This is a genomic window from Amycolatopsis sp. NPDC088138, assembly GCF_044741685.1.
Classification (GTDB): domain Bacteria; phylum Actinomycetota; class Actinomycetes; order Mycobacteriales; family Pseudonocardiaceae; genus Amycolatopsis.
This window is the reverse complement of sequence record NZ_JBIUTB010000009.1, coordinates 241463-257750: the sequence shown is the minus strand read 5'-3', so window position 1 is coordinate 257750 and position 16288 is coordinate 241463. Positions and strand designations below refer to the sequence as shown.

Below are 16288 nucleotides of genomic sequence, written 5' to 3'. Positions count from 1 at the left end.
TCACGCATCGCGACCATCTGTGCAATCCGAACTGCGTGTTCACGAAGTGAACGTATGACACCGTAAGCATGTGTCCTGCGATGCACAAGAGCGACCTTGCGACCGTCCGCAAGCCGTTGCCTTTCAGGCAGGTCGAAAGCTTGGTCGGTCGAGGCAGGGCGTCCGACAGGACCGGCGGCACCTGATCAGCGGGTCGCCCGGATCCGCCCACGCCCCTAGGGTTGACAGATGGTCTTATAGTGAACTTTGAATTCACAATGCGAACGAAGGGCGGCCTCATGAGCCAGCGTCCCGCCATCACCTCCGTCCTGGACGGCCTGGTCGACATGCACGTCCACTCCGGGCCCAGCCCGTTCCCCCGGCGGTTCGACCACGTCGAGGCCGCGCAGGACGGGGCCCGGATCGGGATGCGCGCGATGGTCGCGAAGTCCCACCACCACAACACCCAGATGGACGTCCTCGCGATGAAGGGCCGCCTCGAAGGCGTCGCCGCGCAGGTCTACGGCGGGATCGCGCTCAACAGCACCGTCGGCGGGCTCAACGTGCACGCCGTGCGCATGTGCCTGCGCATGGGCGGCAAGGTCGTCTGGTTCCCGACGATCTCGTCGGGCCGGCACATCGACTGCCACCCCGAGGACGGCGCCTTCCCGACCACCACCGTGCCGCTGACGCTGGAGCGCATCGACATCGTCGACGAGAGCGGCGAGCTGAAGCCCGCCACGGTCGAGATCCTCGACGAGATCAAGGACCAGGGCGCCGTCCTCAACGGCGGGCACATGTACCCCGAGTACATCAAGACGCTCTTCACCGCGGCGAAGGAACGCGGGATGAAGCGGATGGTGGTCAGCCACCCCGACTTCGTGATCGGCGCCGACCCGGAGCTGTGCCGCGAGCTGATCGAGCTCGGCGCGTTCGTCGAGCACGAGGTCGGCATGTACGACCCCGAGGGCACCCAGAAGTGGGACCCGAAGCAGCTGCTGACCTGGGTCGAGACCCTCGGCCCGGAGCACATCGTGCTGGCCTCGGACTTCGGCCAGAAGGCCAACCCCAAGCCGGTGGACGCCTGGATGCGCGTCGGCGAGGCGCTGCTCGACCTCGGCCTGCCCGAGAAGGACCTGCGGCGCATGGTCCGCGACAACCCGGCCTACCTGCTCGACCTCGACGCCTGAGCGAAAGGACTCCCCGTGTACGAAAAGGACGATCCCCGGTCCGCACTGGCGACCGCGGCGCGACCGGACAACGGCGCCGCGATCACCGCCGCGCAGTACCTCGACCTGCACGAAAACGAGGTCGTGCGCGCGCAGAACGTCATCCTGATCCACACCGAGGCCCACTCCGGCGACGACCTCGACAACGGCTACCTGGAAGGCGAGCTCGCGATCGTCGTGACCGGTGCCTCCCCCGCGTTCACCCTCTTCACCGACGACGGCGCCACCCGGATCGCCGAACCCGGGCTCGTCGTCGCCCCGCCCGGCGCGTCCCGGATCAGCGTCGAGGGGGACGGCCCGCTCGTCCGCCTGGTCGAGGCGACCGAACGCGACTGGCGTGACCGCCCGGCCAACGCCGCCGCCTACGCCGAAAACCACCCGCGTGTCGCGCTGCTGCAGCGGTGGCCGGAGCCGGCCGGCGGCCACCGCGTCCGCTTCTACCCGCTGTCGGAGATCCCGCAGGACCCGAAGCGGTTCGGGCGCATCTTCCGCACCCGGGCGTTCATGGTGAACTTCCTGCCCGAGCAGGACGGCCCGCGCGACCCGCACAAGCTCTCGCCGCACCACCACGACGACTTCGAGCAACTTTCCCTTGCGGTGCAAGGAGAGTACGTCCACCACATCCGCACGCCCTGGCTCAACGACCGCACCACCTGGCGCGAGGACGAGCACGTCCGGATCGGCAGCCCGTCCGTCACGGTCATCCCGCCGCCCACTGTGCACACCTCCGAGGCGAGCGACCCGGGGGTCAACCAGCTGATCGACATCTTCAGCCCGCCGCGGGTGGACTTCTCCGAGAAACCGGGGTGGGTCCTGAACGCCGACGACTACCCGATGCCGTGAGCGGGCGCACCGGTGCCGGGCTGTTCGACCGCCCGGCCACTCCCCTGGGCACCTGGCTGAAGATCGCGTCGGGCGAGCCGGTCGAGATCATGGCGTACGCCGGGTTCGACTTCGTCGTGATCGACCTGGAGCACGCGCCGCTCGACCTGCAGACCGCGTACCGGCTGATCAGCTCGGCCGCCGCGCTCGGCGTGGTGCCGATCGTGCGGGTGCCGGACACGACGGCGTCGACCATCCAGAAGATCCTCGACGCGGGCGCCATGGGCATCCTCGTGCCGCACGTCGACACGGTGGAGCAGGCGGCCGCCGTCGGGCGCGCGTGCCGGTTCCCGCCGCACGGCGTCCGCGGCGCCGGCGGCACCAGCCGCGCCGGGGCGTGGGGCCTGCGCCCGAACGCCGAGTACCTCGCCACCGGCAACGACGACGTCCTCTGCATCCCGCAGCTGGAAAGCGTCGAGGCGATCAAGGCCGCGCCGGAGATCCTGGCCCTGGACACCGTGGACGCGGTGTTCGTCGGCGCCGCGGACCTGTCGATGTCGATGGGGTCGACCCCGGTCTCCCCCGACGTGCTCGACCTGATCCGCTCGGCGATCGAGGCCGCGCACGCGGCGGGCAAACGCTGCGGGCTCGCGTTCGGCGGGGTGCCCGAGCGGGCGGCGCAGGCGGTGCGTGACGGCTGCGACTTCGTGCTGCTCAGCAACGACACGACGATGCTCGCCGAGGCCGCGCGGAACCTGGTGAAGGCGTTCCGGGAAGCCGACGGATGACCCTTTCCTTGCCACGCAACGCATTGTCGATCGCGGAGCTGGACGATCTCGGCCACGACGGCGTGGTCCGGTTCGTGCGCGGCCTCGAAGAAGCCGGGCACCGGATGGTCTGGATCCCCGAGGTCGCTGGGCGTGAGGCGTTCACGACCGCGGCCCTGGTGCTGCAGTCCACCACGGAGCTGATCGTCGGCAACGGCGTCGCGCGGGCTCTCGAACGCGTGCCGAAGTCGGCGGCGTCCGCGGCGCGGGACCTCGCCGGCGGTTATCCCGGCCGGTACGTGCTGGGGCTCGGGGTGAGCGGCGCGGTCCGCGAACGCGGGGTCGGACCGCTGCCGTTCCTCCGCGACTACCTCGACGGGGTCGAGGCGATCCTGCCCCGGGCTGTGCCGCGGGTGCTCGGCGCGTACTCGGAAGGGATCACCCGCCTGGCCGCCGAACGCGCCGACGGCCTGCTCACGTTCCTCGTCACGCCCGAGCACACCCGCTGGGCGCGCGAGACGATCGGGCCGGACCTGTTCCTGTCGGTCGTCCAGTGGGCGGTGGTGGGTCGTTCCCGGGCGGCGGCCCGGGACGTCGCCCGCGAGCGTCTCGCCTACTACCTGACCCTGCCGCACCAGCTCGCCAAGCTGACGCGGCTCGGGTTCACCGACGCCGACCTCACGCCACCGGGGTCCGACCGGCTGCTCGACGCGCTCGTCGCGTACGGCACGCCGGACCAGGTGCGCGAGTCCCTGCGGCAGCAGTACGACGCGGGCGCGACGCAGGTCGCGATCAGCCTGGTCGGCCCGCTGGACGACACGAAACTCGACGCTTACCGAGCCCTCGCCGAACAGGAGAACTGATGCGGGCAGCGGAAAAAGTCATCATCACCACCGCGATCACGGGATCGGTCAACATCCCGTCCCAGAGTCCCTACCTGCCGCTGTCGGCCGCCGAGGTGAGCAAGGCGGCGCTCGAGGCGATCACCGCCGGGTCGGCCGTCGTGCACCTGCACGCCCGGCACCCCGACGGACGGCCCGCGTTCGAGCCCGAAGTCTTCGACGAGATCCTCGAGCCGATCACCGCGGAGACCGACGCCGTCATCAACATCACCACCGGCGGCGCTTCGTCGATGAACATGGACCAGCGGCTCGCGGCGGCCCACCACGTGCGGCCCGAGCTCGCGTCGATGAACATGGGGTCGATGAACTTCGTCTACTCGGGCATCGCCGACAAGGTCACCGAGTGGAAGCACGACTGGGAGAAGCCCTACGTGCTCAACACCTACTCCCACCCGTTCGTGAACACCTTTGACAAGATCGAGCACACCCTGCGCACGCTCGGCGCGGCCGGCACCCGGTTCGAGTACGAGTGTTACGACATCGGGCACCTGTACTCGCTCGCCCACTTCGTCGAGAAGGGCCTGGCGAAGCCGCCGTTGCTGATCCAGGGTGTGTTCGGCGTCCTCGGCGGCATCGGCGCCGACCACGCGAACCTGGAGCACATGGTGCGGATCGCCGACAAGCTCTTCGGCGACGACTACCAGTTCTCGGCGTTCGCGGCCGGACGTGACCAGCTGGCGTTCGGCACGCACAGCGCGTGGCTCGGCGGGCACGTGCGCGTCGGTCTCGAGGACAGCCTGTGGATCGGCAAGGGCCGGCTCGCGGAGAGCAACGCCCAGCAGGTGCGGAAGATCCGGGCCGTCGTCGAGGACATGGGCAAGCAGATCGCCACCCCGGACGAGGCGCGGGCGATGCTCGCGCTTCGCGGTGCCACCAAGGAGAACTCATGAGCACCCCCCTGCTCGCGGGCAAGGTCGTCCTCGTCGTCGGCGCCAGCTCGGGCATCGGCGCGGAGGCCGCGCGCGTCTTCGCGGAGGACGGCGCGTCGGTGATGCTCGTCGCCCGCACCGAGGAACCGCTTGCGGCGCTGGCGAAAACCCTCGACGCGGCCGGGCACGACGTCGCGTACACGACCGGCGACGTCGCGGACGCGGCGAGCGTCGCCGCCTTCGTCGACGCGACAGTCGCCCAGTTCGGCCGCCTCGACGGGGCGTACAACAACGCCGCGATGGGCCAGGGCGGCCGGCTCGACGCCGTGTCCGAGGCGGACTTCGACCGGGTCATGGCGGTGAACGTCAAGGGCACCTGGCTGTGCCTGCGCGAAGAGATCCGCGTGATGGAGGCGCAGGGCTTCGGCGCGATCGTCAACGTGAGCAGCATCGGCGGCCTGCGCGGCAGCTCCGGCATGGGCGCCTACCAGGCCAGCAAGCACGCGGTCATCGGCCTGACCCGCACCGCGGCGCACGACTTCGGCCCACTCGGGATCCGCGTGAACGTCATCGCCCCCGGCCCGACCGAGTCGCCGATGCTGGACGAGCTGCGCCGCACCATCCCGGGCGGGGTGGAGGCCCGGATCGCCGCGACGCCGTTGCGCAAGGCGGGTACCGGTGCGGAGGCCGGTGCCACGGCGGCGTTCCTGCTCAGCGACCGGGCGAGCCACCTCAGCGGCGTCGTCCTCCCGGTGGACGGGGGGTTCCTTGCCTGAGCTGCCTGGCACCCTGCGGCTGCCCGCGCGGGTGCACTTCGGGTACGGCGCCCGCGCCCAGCTGCCCGAGGTCGTGGCCGGGCACGGCACGCGGGTGCTCGCCGTCGTCGACCCGTTCCTCGAAACCACCCCGCACTTCGCCGCCGTCCTCGGCGCCCTGGCCACCGCCGGGCTCGACGTGCGGACGTACTCCGCCATCACCCCGGAGCTGCCCGTCGGCACGCTGACCTCGGGCGCCGAGGTCGCGCGGGACCACGGGGCGGAGGTCGTCCTCGCGATCGGCGGCGGCAGCGCGCTCGACGCGGCCAAGCTGATCGCGATGCTCGCGGTGCACGACGGCCCGCTCGCCCGGTTCTACGGCGAGAACCTCGTGCCCGGCCCGGTCGTCCCGGTCGTCGCGGTGCCGACGACGGCGGGCACCGGGTCGGAGGTGACGCCGGTGGCCGTGGTGTCCGACCCGGACCGCGAGCTGAAGGTCGGCATCTCCAGCCCGTTCCTGGTGCCGGCCGCCGCGGTCGTCGACCCGGAGCTGACGCTGGGCGCGCCGGCGAGCGTCACGGCGTTCTCCGGCATCGACGCGCTCGTGCACGCGGCCGAGTCGTACACCGCCCGGCCGCTGCCCCTCGACTGGTCCGCGCCGCTCCCGGTGTTCACCGGGCGCAACGCCCTCACCGAGCCGATCGCCTTGCAGGCGGCGGAAAAGCTGGGCCCGTGGCTGCCGACCGCCGTCCGATCACCCGGCGATCGAGACGCCCGGCGCGAGGTCGCGCTGGGCGCGCTGCTGGCCGGGATCGCGTTCGGCTCGACGGGGACGCACCTGTGCCACGCGATCCAGTACCCGATCGGCGCGCTGACCAAGACCCCGCACGGCCTGGGCACCGGCTTGCTGCTCCCGTACGCGCTCGACGTCCTCCGCACCGAAGTGGCCGAACGCATCGCGCGGCTCGGCGCCGCGCTGGAAGGGATCCCGGAGCGGGACGCCTCGGCCGAGCGGACGATCGCCCGCGTCGCCGCGATCAACCGGGCGATCGGCGTGCCCGCGACGCTCGCCGAGATCGGCATCGGCCGCGACCAGCTGCCGCAGATCGCCGAGCTGGCCCTGAAGTCGGCGCGGCTGCTGGCGATCGCCCCGGTCGAGCCGACGCGGGAGCTGCTGCTCGACATCCTCCGGCGCGCGCACGCCGGCGCCCTCGGCGACCGGAACGCGGCGTGAAATCGCCGGTCAAGGCCCTCTTGTCCCTCTGAGGAGCTACCGCGGATGTCCGTCACGGAGTGATGTGGCACCGCCCGCCGCGCTCGTAATCTCGCCGTACTCCCCAACGAAGTCCGGCGAGAGGAACCCCCGATGACCACCCCCACCGAGCGGAAGCCCCGGCTGCAGCGCTTCCGGTTCCCCGTCCTGCTCGTCGCCACCGCCGTGCTGCTGATCGCGGCCCGCGGGCTGGACGCGCTCGTGTCGGGCGTGCCGATCCTGCGCCTGCTGGTCGGGATCGGCGCGGCCGCCGGGGCCGTCGTCGCCTACAAGTGGGTGACCCGGCGGGTCGAGAACCGGGACGAGATCACGGAACTGGCCACCACCGGGCGCTGGGCCGGGCTCGGCCGTGGCGCGCTCATCGGCGGCGCCGCGTTCGTCGCGACCATGCTGCTCTCGATCGTCTTCACCCACGCCGACATCGGCGGCGGCTCGTTCTGGGCCTGCCTGGGTGTCGCCGGCTCGATGGCTTCCGTCGCGGTGACCGAAGAACTGCTGTTCCGCGGGGTGCTCCACCGCATCCTCGAACAGCGCGCGGGCAGCGTCATCGCGATCGTCGTGTCGTCGCTGCTCTTCGGCCTGACGCACCTGATCAACGGCAACGCCACGCTCTGGGGCACCCTGGCCATCGCCGTCGAGGGCGGCACGATGCTGGCCGTCGCCTACACCGCCACGCGGTCGCTGTGGGTGCCGATCGGCCTGCACTTCGCCTGGAACTGGCTGCAGGGCGGCGTGTTCGGCACCGCGGTCTCCGGCGCCGAGAGCGAACCCGGCCTGCTGCGCACCGTCCTTTCCGGACCGGACGCGCTCACCGGCGGTTCGTTCGGCCCGGAAGCCGGCCTGTTCGCGCTGGTGTGCTGCCTGGCGGTGACGGCCCTGCTGCTCCGCCGCGCCAAGCTCATCCCCCGGCGCTGACCAGCCCGCTCCGGTAGGCCAGCACCACGGCCTGCACCCGGTCCCGCAGGTCGAGCTTGGTCAGGATCCGCGAGACGTACGTCTTCACCGTCTCCACGCTGAGCACCAGCTCGGCCGCGATCTCGGCGTTCGACAGCCCGCCGGCGATCAGCTTCAGCACCTCCAGCTCCCGTCGCGCGAGCCCTTCCAAGGGGCCGTCGGCGGGAGCTGCCGGTTTGATCCGGTCGGCGTACCGGCCGATCAGCGTCCGGGTCACCGCCGGCGCGAGCAGCGACTCGCCGCGCGCGATCGTGCGGACGCCTTCGACCAGCTCGTCCAGGGGCGCGTCCTTGAGCAGGAACCCGCTCGCCCCGGCCCGCAGCGCGTCGTAGACGTACTGGTCGACGTTGAACGTGGTGACCACCAGGACCTTCGCCGGGTTCTCGGCGCCGGGGCCGGCGACGCGGCGGGTCACCTCGATCCCGTCCAGCAGCGGCATCTGGATGTCCATCACGACGACGTCCGGGCGCAGCCGCCCGACCTCGGCGAGGGCCTCGTGGCCGTTCGCGGCCTGGCCCACCACCTCGAGGTCCGGCTGGGCGCCGAGCACCGTCACGTACCCCGCGCGGATCAGCTCCTGGTCCTCGCAGATCAGGACCCGGATCGGGCCGTCGGTCATCCGTCGCTCCTCAGGGGAATCTCTGCGCTGACAAGGAAACGGTCCCCCGACGGGCCCGCGGTGAACCGGCCGCCGAGCGCGTCGACCCGGTCGCGCAGCCCGCCCAGCCCGCGTCCCCCGGAGCCGAGCGCGCCGGCCTCGGTCGCCGGGCCCTCGGTGGCCACCTCGATTTCGAGGAGGTCGCCGCGGTAGCCGACCCGCACCGCCGCGGGCCGCCCGGCGGCGTACTTGGCCGCGTTGGTCAGCGCCTCCTGGACGATCCGATACGCGGTGAGCTCGGTTTCCGCCGGCAGCGCCGGGCGTTCGCCCTCCTCGACCAGCTCGATCACCCGGCCCGGCTGCTCGACGAGGTTCCGCAGCGCGGCCAGGCCCGGCGTGCGCGCGCCGGTCGCTTCGAGGACCCCGAGCAGGAACCGCAGTTCGGTGAGGGCGTCACGGCCCGAGCCGGTGATGGTGGTGAGCACTTCGGGCACGCGCTCGGCCGGCAGGTACCGGGCGGCGTCGGCCTGCACGACCATGGCCGTCACGTGGTGGGTCACGACGTCGTGCAGCTCGCGGGCCAGCCGCGCCCGCTCGTCCGCCGCCGCGGCCCGGGCGGTGAGCCGCCGTCGCTCGGCCTCCTGGCGCCGCCGTTGCCGCACCATCGAGCCCAGCAGCCAGAACAGGACCAGCACCACGTAGTAGACGAGGTAGACCGGCAACTCCGACGGCGATCCGCGCAAGGCCAGCAGAACCGCGAAAACGACGTACCCGATCGACGCCGTCGCGGGCAGCGCCCGGCGCCACCGTTCTTCGTGTGCTCCGGCCGAATAGAGCGCGAAATACACGGCGAGACTGCCGATCGACGGCGGATACGCGAGTACTTCGTGGGCCGCGAAACAGATCCCGCTGACCGCAAGCGCCGCCGCGGGCCACCGGCTGCGCACCGCCAGCGGGAGCGTCTGCCCGAGCACCAGCAGGACCGCGGCGACACCGCCGTCGTGCCTCGGCAGGTCGCCGAACTGGGCACCCAGCATCCCGAGCCCCGGCACGAACGCGGCGGCCGTGACGGCCAGAGCGAGCCCGCCGTCCCGGACCTGCAGGGTGACACCCGCCCACAGGTCCCGGAGACGCCCCAGCTTCGGCATGGCGGGGAGCCTAGCGAGGCCCGGCTTTCCTTCGGCGGCCCCGGCCGGAAAGGTGGGCACCGACGACGACAGAGGGAGGGCGCATGACCGGCACCCCGTCCGCCTGGCAGCTCCTGGCGCCGGTGATCGACCTGGTCACCCCGCTGGCCGTCCGGGCGGCGGCGAGTCTCGGCGTGGCCGACCACCTGGCGGACGGCCCGGTCCCCGTCGGCGAGCTGGCCCGCCGCTGCGAAGCCGATCCCGACGCCCTCGACCGGCTGCTGCGGCACCTCGTCTGCCACGGCGTGTTCACCGAGCCGTCGCCCGGCACCTTCGGCACGAACGAGCTCGCGTCGCTGCTGCGGTCCGACCACCCGTCCGGGATGCGCGTCGGCCTGGACCTGGCGGGCTTCGGCGGGCAGATGGACCTGGCGTTCACCGGCCTGCTGCACACGCTGCGCACCGGCGGGCCCGCCTGGGAGACGGTCTTCGGCACCCCGTTCTGGGAGTACCTGGCCGCGAACCCGGCGATGGGTGCCTCGTTCGACGCGACCATGGCCGCGGGCACGGACTACGCGGCCGACCTGGCCGCGGGGTACGACTGGTCCGGCGCCCGGCACGTCGTCGACGTCGGCGGCGGCACCGGCGAGCTGCTGGCCGCCGTGCTGGCGGCGCACCCCGGGCTGCGCGGCACGCTGGTCGACCTCCCCGAAACCGTGCGGCGCGGCCGGGACCACCTGGCCGCCCGGGGCCTCGGCGACCGCTGCGACGTCGCGGGCCAGAGCTTCTTCGACCCGCTGCCGGCCGGCGGAGACGTCTACGTGCTCAGCAGCGTGCTGCACGACTGGGCCGACCAGGACGCGACCAAGATCCTGCGCCGGTGCGCCGAAGCGGCCGGGCACGACGGCCGGGTGCTGCTCACCCAGGAGCACGGCACCGAAGGCGCCGACCGGGCGGAGATGGACCTGCGGATGCTCGTGCTGTGCGGCGGCCGCGAGCGCGGCCTCGACGACTACACGACGCTCGCGGCCGAAGCCGGGCTGACCGTGGCCGCCGTCCACACGACCCCGCTGGGACAGGTCCTCATCGAATGCGCCCCGATCCCCCGACCGAGTGACCGACCGGCCCCCAGGACGCATCTTTCCTAGCGAAAGCTCCGCCTCGGGCGGCCGAGAGCGTCACTTTCGCCGGGAAAGAGGCGTCTCTCGCTGATGGTCTTCACCCGGTCGGGGGACCTGCGTTTTGCCAGGCCACGGGCCGGGTAGCCACGCCTCGGCCGGACGCGGAACGCGTCCCCCGGTGAAGGAGCGGTTCGTGGTCGTTCTCGGCATCACCCTCGGCGCGGGCGGACTGGTCCTCGGGGTCGGCGTGCTCTTCCTGCTCGGCCTCGTGCTCCTCGTCGCCGGGCTGATGTTCCGCCTGCTCGCCAAAGAGGCGTTCTAGCCGTCCCAGGGCCGTCCCGCGAGCAGGTTCGTCACCCAGCGCACCGCTAGACGGCAGAGCGCGGCTTCCGGACCACGCCGATGGGCCACCACGACGTCGTCGTGCCAGAGCATCAGCGCGGTCGCGCCGCCCGCGGTCGGCGTCAGCCCGATCACCCAGCGCCGTCCGTGCGCCTCGACCGTGCGCTCGGCGGTGGTCCACCGCTTCCGCACCACGGTGACCGTCCAGGCCCGCATCGTCGCGAGCTCGGCCACCGAGGCCGGTTCACGCCGTTCCGCGGTTCGTTCGTCCACACTGGTCACTCTCGCACACCACGCCCCGGTTTCCGGCCGCGAACGCCTTCCGCAGGTGCACGGCCACCGCGTCGAGCGCGGCGATCGCGACTTCGATCGGCTTGCCGTGGGTGAAACCGTGGTCGACGCCGTCGAAGCGTTCGTGCGTCACGGGGACGCCCGCCCGCGCCAGCCGGGCGGCGAACCGCTCGCTCTCGGCGGCCATCGTGTCCAGCTCCGCGGTCATCACGAGGGACGGCGGGAACCCGGCCAGATCGTCGTCGAGCGCCGGTGACGCGAGCGGCTCACTCCGGCGTCCGGCGTCGGCGAAGTACGTCCGGTACATCAGGTTAAGCAACCAGGGCGCGACCGCCGGGTGCTTCGCGGGCGACGTCCGGTCGCCCGGTGCCAGGGTCAGGTCCGTCGCCCCGTAGCCGCTCACCAGCGCGACCGGCCGGAAGGCCTCGCTGTCGCGCGCCTGCTGGCAGACGTTGACCGCGAGCTTGGCACCCGCGCTCATCCCGCCGACGGCGAGCCGCCCGCCGTCCCAGCCGTGCTCGGCGCCGTGGGCGGCGACCCACTCGGCGACGTCGTAGGCCTGCTCCTCGGCCACCGGGTACCGCACCCGCGGCGCCGTGTCGTAGTCGACGCTCACCACCACCGCGCCGGTCCGGGCGGCGACGTGGCGGCAGAGGTGGTCGTCCTGTTCCGGCGCGCGGACGATGAAGGCCCCGCCGTGGAACTCCAGGTACACCGGCGGCGTCCCCGGGCCGGGCTCCGGCCGGTAGACGAGGCAGCGGACGGCGCCGTGCCGGGTCGGCACCCGGATCTCGGCCGGGTCCGCGATCCCGGGGCCGAGGTTCCGCAGCTCCTTCGGCACCGAGCCGATCAACGGGAACGAGGCCTGCAGCAGCCGGGCGCCGAGGCGCGCACCGAACGGGAGAGTGGTCATGCAGAAAAGGTAAGTGAGTTACCTTCGCGCGTCAAGCACCTCAGTCTCGGCGGCCGCCGGTGATCAGGCGGTAGCCGACCAGGAGGATCAGCGAGCCGAGAATGGCCAGGCCCCACGTCCGCAGGTCGAAGAACGTGCCCAGCTCGGTGTGGAAGAGGGTCTTGCCGACCCAGCCGCCGACGAACGCGCCGGCGACGCCGAGCAGGATCGTGATGATGCAGCCGCCGGGGTCCTTGCCCGGCATGAGGATCTTCGCGATCACGCCGGCGATGAGCCCCAGCACGATCCAGCCGATGATGCCCACGGCCTCCGCCTTTCCTCGACGCTTCACCCAGCCGGGACAGGATGGCAGCCGGGCGCCGGGGTGGCGCGCCGAGCGAGGTCGACGTGACCTGGATCTCATCCGGCCCGCCGCTAGGGTCGTGATCATGGGTACGCCGATCACCGAAGACCTCGCCCCGGCCGGCGTCCTGCGCGCCTCGATCAACCTCGGCAACGCCGTGCTCGCGCAGGGCACCCCGGACGCGCCCACCGGCGTCACCGTGGACATTTCGCGGGAGGTCGCCGCCCGGCTGGGCGTCCCGGTGGAGTTCGCCTGCTTCGACGCCGCGCGGAAGTCGTTCGAGGCCCTGACGTCCGGCGCCGCCGACCTCTGCTTCCTCGCGATCGACCCGGCCCGTGCGGCCGAAGTCGCTTTCACCGCACCGTATGTCGTCATCGAAGGCGTGTACGTGGTGCCGCGCGACGCGTCGTTCACCACCCCGGCCGACGTCGACCGGCCGGACGTCCGGATCGGCGTCAAGCAGGGCTCCGCCTACGACCTGTTCCTCTCGCGCACCTTGCGGCACGCCACCGTCGTGCGCGGGGACGACGGCGTCACGACGTTCGAGACCCAGGGCCTCGAGGCGGCGGCCGGCATCCGGCAGCCGATGGCCGCCTACGCCGCCGCGCACACGGGCGTCCGCGTGATCCCCGAACGCTTCATGGAGATCCAGCAGGCCGTCGGCACGGCGAAGGACCGCCGTCCCGAGACCGTCGCGTTCCTGCACGACCTCGTCGAGGAGCTGAAAGCGAGCGGTTTCGTCGCCGATTCGCTGCGCCGGGCGGACCAGCCGGACGCGGCGGTCGCTCCCCCGGCTCGGTGACTCAGTCCGCCGTCCAGGAGCGGAGCTTCTCGGGGTTGCGCACCGCCCAGAGGTGCTTGATGCGGTCACCCTCGACGTGGAACGCGATCACCGTCTCGATGACGCCGTCGCGTTGCGTCAGCAGGCCGGGCCGTCCGTTGACCGTGGTCTCCCGGAAGGTCGCACCGGACAGCACGCCCAGGATCCGGACGCAGGCCAGCGCCACGGCCTCCCCGCCGCGCATCGGCTCGAGACGGGCGTTCACCAGGCCACCGCCGTCGGCGGTCGCGGTGACATCGGGGTCGAGCAGGCCGACGAGGGCGGCGATGTCCTGGGCCTCCCACGCCGCCTTGAAGTCCCGGACGATGCCCGCCTGCCGGGCCGTCGGCGTCACGACGGGCGCCCGCGACGCCTGGATCCGGCGGCGCGCCGAGGTGGCCAGCTGACGGCAGGCCGCCGTCGTGCGGCCGACGATCCCGGCCACTTCGGCGAACGGGTAGCGGTAGACGTCGTGCAGGACGAACGCCACCCGCTCGGCCGGGGTCATCGCCTCGAGCACCACGAGGAAGGCCATGTCGACCGACTCGTCGAGGGTGACCCGGTCGGCCGGATCGGCGCCCTCGGTCGTCCCGGGCAGCGGCTCCGGGATCCACTCCCCCACGTACGACTCCCGCCGCACCCGCGCCGAGCCGAGCTGGGTGAGGCAGATCCGGCTGGCGACCGTCGTCAGCCAGGCCCCGGGTGACTCGATCGCGTCCCGGCCCGCCGCGGACAGGGCGTACCAGCGGGCGTAGGTCTCTTGAACGACGTCCTCGGCGTCGGTCAGCGAGCCCAGCAGCCGGTAGGCGAGGTTGGTCAGCTGACGCCGTTCGCTCATGATCGCGCTCAGGCTCGGGTCGGATCGGGTCACGCTGCCGCCTCACATTCCACGGTGCCGTTCGGTCGAACCTCTGACGAACGCACCGGCCCCGGTGTGACGGACAGGAGGAACCATGACCGAGTTCACCGACGCGGCTCCGGCGGAAAACCTGGAGCGGGCGGCCACCGCGCTGAAGGAGCACGGCTTCGGCGTCGAGATCCTCGACGACGTCGCGGCCGCGCGCGACCGGGTCGGCGAGCTGATCCCGGACGGCGCGAGCGTGTTCACCTCGGCCAGCGAGACGACCCGGCTCTCCGGCATCGAGGAGGACCTCAACGGCGGGCGGTACGAGGCCGTCAAACCGCGCGTCCTGGCGATGGACCGCGCCACGCAGGCCGACGACATCCGGCGGCTGGTCACCACCCCCGACTTCGTGGTGGGCAGCGTCGCGGCGGTCACCGAGACCGGCTCCCTGGTGGTCGCCTCGGGCAGCGGCAGCCAGATTCCCGCCTACGGCGGCGGCGCGGGCCGCGCGATCTGGGTCGTCGGGGCGCAGAAGGTGGTGCCGGACACGGCCACGGCGTTGCGCCGCCTCGAAGAGCACGCCCTGCCGCTGGAAAGCGCCCGCGCCCAGGCGGTCTACGGCCAGCCGAGCGCGATCAACCGCCTGCTCGTGCTGAACGCGGAGGCACCCGGCCGGGTCACCGTCCTGCTGCTGCGCGAGGCCATCGGCTTCTAGCCGCCGAGCGACGTGCTGCCGTCCGGGCCGGTCACCACGACGCGGAGGGTCACCGTGCCCGCGATCGGGACCGCGGTGACCTGCCACGTCTGCGGGGTGCCGACGTCCGCGGCGCTCCGGGCCTTCGCCACCAGGCCCGTGACCCGGTCGACGGGCAGAGCGCGCAGGTCGAACGCCGGCGCCGTGACGCCGGTCGGCGCGAACACCACCGAGAGGCGGTGTTCCTCGACGACCACGGTGAGCACCTTCGAGACGTCCGCGCGCGGCGCCAGTCCGTCGATGGCCCGGCGCAGCTCCCCGGCGTCCGCCAGGGACTGTCCCGGGCCGACGGTGACCGTGGCCGAGCCCGAGGAGGACGTGACCGACGTGGGTTCGGCGGCTTCCTCGAAGGGCTCGGCCGTCTCGGAGGGGCTGAACAGCTCGGCGCGGAACTGCAGGACGACCGCGGCCGCGCCGAGCAGGATCGCGAGGAGCACGAGAAAGCCGTGCCCGGAGCCCGCCGACGGTGCCCGGACCACAGTGGACTCGGGCGCCGACACGAGGGTCGCCCCGGCCGCCCGCCGCGCCCACTCCGCGTCCGGCGTCACGATCCGGGCCTTCCACGGCCGGTCCGGCGGGTACGCGACGACCAGGACGTCACCCGGGCGGTAGCTCGGCAGGTCGACCAGGTTGACGTCGAGGCGGACCTTGGCGCGAAAGGACGGCTCGCCGTGCGGGGCGACGGTGAGGACGAACCGGACCGGCACGTCACCCGTTTCCGTGCCGCTGGCGCGCAGGCTCTCGATCTTGGCGAGCGCCATGCGCGGCACGACCGCCGCTTCCCGCACCCGCCGCGGCATCCCGGCGACGAACAGGAGAAGGCCGTAGGCGGGCGGAAGTCCCACCGCCGTCAGGATCAGCGGGACGTTCTCGAGGACGATGCCGACGACGAAGGCGCCCAGCGTCACCCCGATGACGGCGCCGGTCAGGAACCCGCGGACGAGCCTGGTCATGACGTACTCCGGGTGCTCGAAGGGACGCATGCGGCCGGCAGCCAGCCGGCGGGCGCGGGGTGGCGCCGCAGGGCGACGAAGATCGGCTTCTCGTCCCCGGGCGGCTCCGGGTCGAACGGTACGTCCGCGCCGCACACGTCGGTTTCCCGGTTGCTGCGGGTCACCCGGCGGCGGACACCGGCGAGCCCGAGCCCGGCCAATCCGCCCAGGAACACGGTGGCGGCCGAAGCGACGACCGCGGCACCGAGCACTCCCGGGTGCCCGCACCACCACTCGAGACGTTCGTGCCGGGACTGCGCCTGATCCTTCGTGTTCACCACACCACCTCCGCTCACCGGGGACGTGCCCAGCCAACCCCGGGCCGGCTGCTACCGAACCCAGGTTTCGGCCCCGATCAGGTGAGAACCCGCCGGTTGACCGAAAAGAAACCAATCACGGATGCCGCGAAAACCGTCGCGGATTGTCGTGCACCGAGCGACCAGGCGGGGCGTCGCCACGGGCGTTGATCACTCACAGGAGTGAGGATCCGCGGCACGGCAACGGGTTCCGTTGAGCCGGAAAGGGGAATAACCAGCCCTACTCAAATGGCAGCTATCGGATCTTCGGATCCCTGCCGTAGCGTCGATTCACGG

20 protein-coding genes are annotated in these 16288 nt (G+C 72.4%); 12 read left to right on the top strand and 8 right to left on the bottom strand.

Going from position 1 to position 16288, the window contains the following annotated elements; genetic code table 11:
• Positions 1 to 278 precede the first annotated feature (278 nt).
• The 8 genes from ACIOD2_RS45610 (at position 279) to ACIOD2_RS45575 (ending at position 7511) form a co-directional block, all read left to right on the top strand.
• Entirely contained in the window at positions 279 to 1169 is an 891-nt protein-coding gene (locus ACIOD2_RS45610) for a DUF6282 family protein (RefSeq protein WP_400551895.1), read from the top strand.
• 15 nt (positions 1170 to 1184) lie between these two features.
• Positions 1185 to 2051, top strand: a complete 867-nt coding sequence (locus ACIOD2_RS45605) for a hypothetical protein (RefSeq protein WP_400551894.1) — start codon at positions 1185 to 1187, stop codon at positions 2049 to 2051.
• Positions 2048 to 2818: an HpcH/HpaI aldolase/citrate lyase family protein gene (locus ACIOD2_RS45600; RefSeq protein ID WP_400551893.1), complete on the top strand. Its 771-nt coding sequence runs from the start codon at positions 2048 to 2050 to the stop codon at positions 2816 to 2818. The genes ACIOD2_RS45605 and ACIOD2_RS45600 overlap by 4 nt, the downstream gene beginning before the upstream one ends.
• Positions 2815 to 3660, top strand: coding sequence for an LLM class flavin-dependent oxidoreductase (locus ACIOD2_RS45595; protein WP_400551892.1), 846 nt, complete (start codon positions 2815 to 2817; stop codon positions 3658 to 3660). The genes ACIOD2_RS45600 and ACIOD2_RS45595 overlap by 4 nt, the downstream gene beginning before the upstream one ends.
• Positions 3660 to 4589 (top strand): 3-keto-5-aminohexanoate cleavage protein, encoded by a 930-nt coding sequence (locus ACIOD2_RS45590; RefSeq protein WP_400551891.1) that lies wholly within the window; start codon positions 3660 to 3662, stop codon positions 4587 to 4589. The genes ACIOD2_RS45595 and ACIOD2_RS45590 overlap by 1 nt, the downstream gene beginning before the upstream one ends.
• Positions 4586 to 5344, top strand: a complete 759-nt coding sequence (locus ACIOD2_RS45585; RefSeq protein ID WP_400551890.1) for an SDR family NAD(P)-dependent oxidoreductase — start codon at positions 4586 to 4588, stop codon at positions 5342 to 5344. The genes ACIOD2_RS45590 and ACIOD2_RS45585 overlap by 4 nt, the downstream gene beginning before the upstream one ends.
• Positions 5337 to 6557 (top strand): iron-containing alcohol dehydrogenase, encoded by a 1221-nt coding sequence (locus ACIOD2_RS45580; RefSeq protein ID WP_400551889.1) that lies wholly within the window; start codon positions 5337 to 5339, stop codon positions 6555 to 6557. Before ACIOD2_RS45585 ends, ACIOD2_RS45580 begins: the two co-directional genes overlap by 8 nt.
• Positions 6558 to 6689: 132 nt before the next feature.
• Positions 6690 to 7511 (top strand): lysostaphin resistance A-like protein, encoded by an 822-nt coding sequence (locus ACIOD2_RS45575; protein WP_400551888.1) that lies wholly within the window; start codon positions 6690 to 6692, stop codon positions 7509 to 7511.
• On the opposite strand, the gene ACIOD2_RS45570 is transcribed toward ACIOD2_RS45575, so the two are convergent.
• Together ACIOD2_RS45570 and ACIOD2_RS45565 are read right to left on the bottom strand one after the other, a co-directional pair.
• Positions 7495 to 8169 carry a response regulator gene (locus tag ACIOD2_RS45570; RefSeq protein WP_400551887.1) on the bottom strand — a complete coding sequence of 225 codons (675 nt, stop codon included), beginning with the start codon at positions 8167 to 8169 and terminating at the stop codon, positions 7495 to 7497. The genes ACIOD2_RS45575 and ACIOD2_RS45570 overlap by 17 nt on opposite strands.
• A complete protein-coding gene (locus ACIOD2_RS45565; protein WP_400551886.1) occupies positions 8166 to 9296 on the bottom strand; it encodes a sensor histidine kinase in 1131 nt (376 codons plus the stop codon). The genes ACIOD2_RS45570 and ACIOD2_RS45565 overlap by 4 nt, the downstream gene beginning before the upstream one ends.
• 83 nt (positions 9297 to 9379) lie before the next feature.
• On the opposite strand from ACIOD2_RS45565, the gene ACIOD2_RS45560 reads away from it, so the two are divergent.
• Both ACIOD2_RS45560 and ACIOD2_RS45555 read left to right on the top strand, forming a co-directional pair.
• Complete coding sequence (locus ACIOD2_RS45560) at positions 9380 to 10423, top strand: methyltransferase (protein WP_400551884.1); 1044 nt, start codon at positions 9380 to 9382, stop codon at positions 10421 to 10423.
• A 166-nt stretch (positions 10424 to 10589) separates the two neighbouring features.
• Positions 10590 to 10718 carry a hypothetical protein gene (locus ACIOD2_RS45555; RefSeq protein WP_323326974.1) on the top strand — a complete coding sequence of 43 codons (129 nt, stop codon included), beginning with the start codon at positions 10590 to 10592 and terminating at the stop codon, positions 10716 to 10718.
• Here the strand turns inward: ACIOD2_RS45555 and ACIOD2_RS45550 are convergent.
• From ACIOD2_RS45550 to ACIOD2_RS45540, 3 genes are read right to left on the bottom strand one after another with little or no spacing between them, the layout of a single operon-like run.
• Positions 10715 to 11011 (bottom strand): hypothetical protein, encoded by a 297-nt coding sequence (locus tag ACIOD2_RS45550; RefSeq protein ID WP_400551883.1) that lies wholly within the window; start codon positions 11009 to 11011, stop codon positions 10715 to 10717. The genes ACIOD2_RS45555 and ACIOD2_RS45550 overlap by 4 nt on opposite strands.
• Positions 10983 to 11942 carry an alpha/beta hydrolase gene (locus ACIOD2_RS45545; RefSeq protein WP_400551882.1) on the bottom strand — a complete coding sequence of 320 codons (960 nt, stop codon included), beginning with the start codon at positions 11940 to 11942 and terminating at the stop codon, positions 10983 to 10985. The genes ACIOD2_RS45550 and ACIOD2_RS45545 overlap by 29 nt, the downstream gene beginning before the upstream one ends.
• 40 nt (positions 11943 to 11982) lie before the next feature.
• On the bottom strand, positions 11983 to 12246 hold the full coding sequence (locus ACIOD2_RS45540; RefSeq protein ID WP_323326970.1) for a GlsB/YeaQ/YmgE family stress response membrane protein: 264 nt from the start codon (positions 12244 to 12246) through the stop codon (positions 11983 to 11985).
• A 124-nt stretch (positions 12247 to 12370) separates the two neighbouring features.
• Between ACIOD2_RS45540 and ACIOD2_RS45535 the strand changes: the two genes are divergently transcribed.
• On the top strand, positions 12371 to 13087 hold the full coding sequence (locus ACIOD2_RS45535) for a transporter substrate-binding domain-containing protein (RefSeq protein ID WP_400551881.1): 717 nt from the start codon (positions 12371 to 12373) through the stop codon (positions 13085 to 13087).
• A gap of 1 nt (position 13088) precedes the next feature.
• On the opposite strand, the gene sigJ is transcribed toward ACIOD2_RS45535, so the two are convergent.
• Positions 13089 to 13943, bottom strand: a complete 855-nt coding sequence (sigJ, locus tag ACIOD2_RS45530; protein ID WP_400552078.1) for an RNA polymerase sigma factor SigJ — start codon at positions 13941 to 13943, stop codon at positions 13089 to 13091.
• A gap of 115 nt (positions 13944 to 14058) precedes the next feature.
• On the opposite strand from sigJ, the gene ACIOD2_RS45525 reads away from it, so the two are divergent.
• Positions 14059 to 14664 carry an LUD domain-containing protein gene (locus ACIOD2_RS45525; RefSeq protein ID WP_400551880.1) on the top strand — a complete coding sequence of 202 codons (606 nt, stop codon included), beginning with the start codon at positions 14059 to 14061 and terminating at the stop codon, positions 14662 to 14664.
• On the opposite strand, the gene ACIOD2_RS45520 is transcribed toward ACIOD2_RS45525, so the two are convergent.
• Both ACIOD2_RS45520 and ACIOD2_RS45515 read right to left on the bottom strand, forming a co-directional pair.
• The gene (locus ACIOD2_RS45520; RefSeq protein WP_400551878.1) at positions 14661 to 15656 is read right to left on the bottom strand and encodes a hypothetical protein; all 996 of its coding nucleotides are present in this window, start codon (positions 15654 to 15656) and stop codon (positions 14661 to 14663) included. The genes ACIOD2_RS45525 and ACIOD2_RS45520 overlap by 4 nt on opposite strands.
• Positions 15653 to 15973: a hypothetical protein gene (locus ACIOD2_RS45515; RefSeq protein ID WP_400551876.1), complete on the bottom strand. Its 321-nt coding sequence runs from the start codon at positions 15971 to 15973 to the stop codon at positions 15653 to 15655. Before ACIOD2_RS45515 ends, ACIOD2_RS45520 begins: the two co-directional genes overlap by 4 nt.
• Between the last annotated feature and the right edge of the window lie 315 nt (positions 15974 to 16288).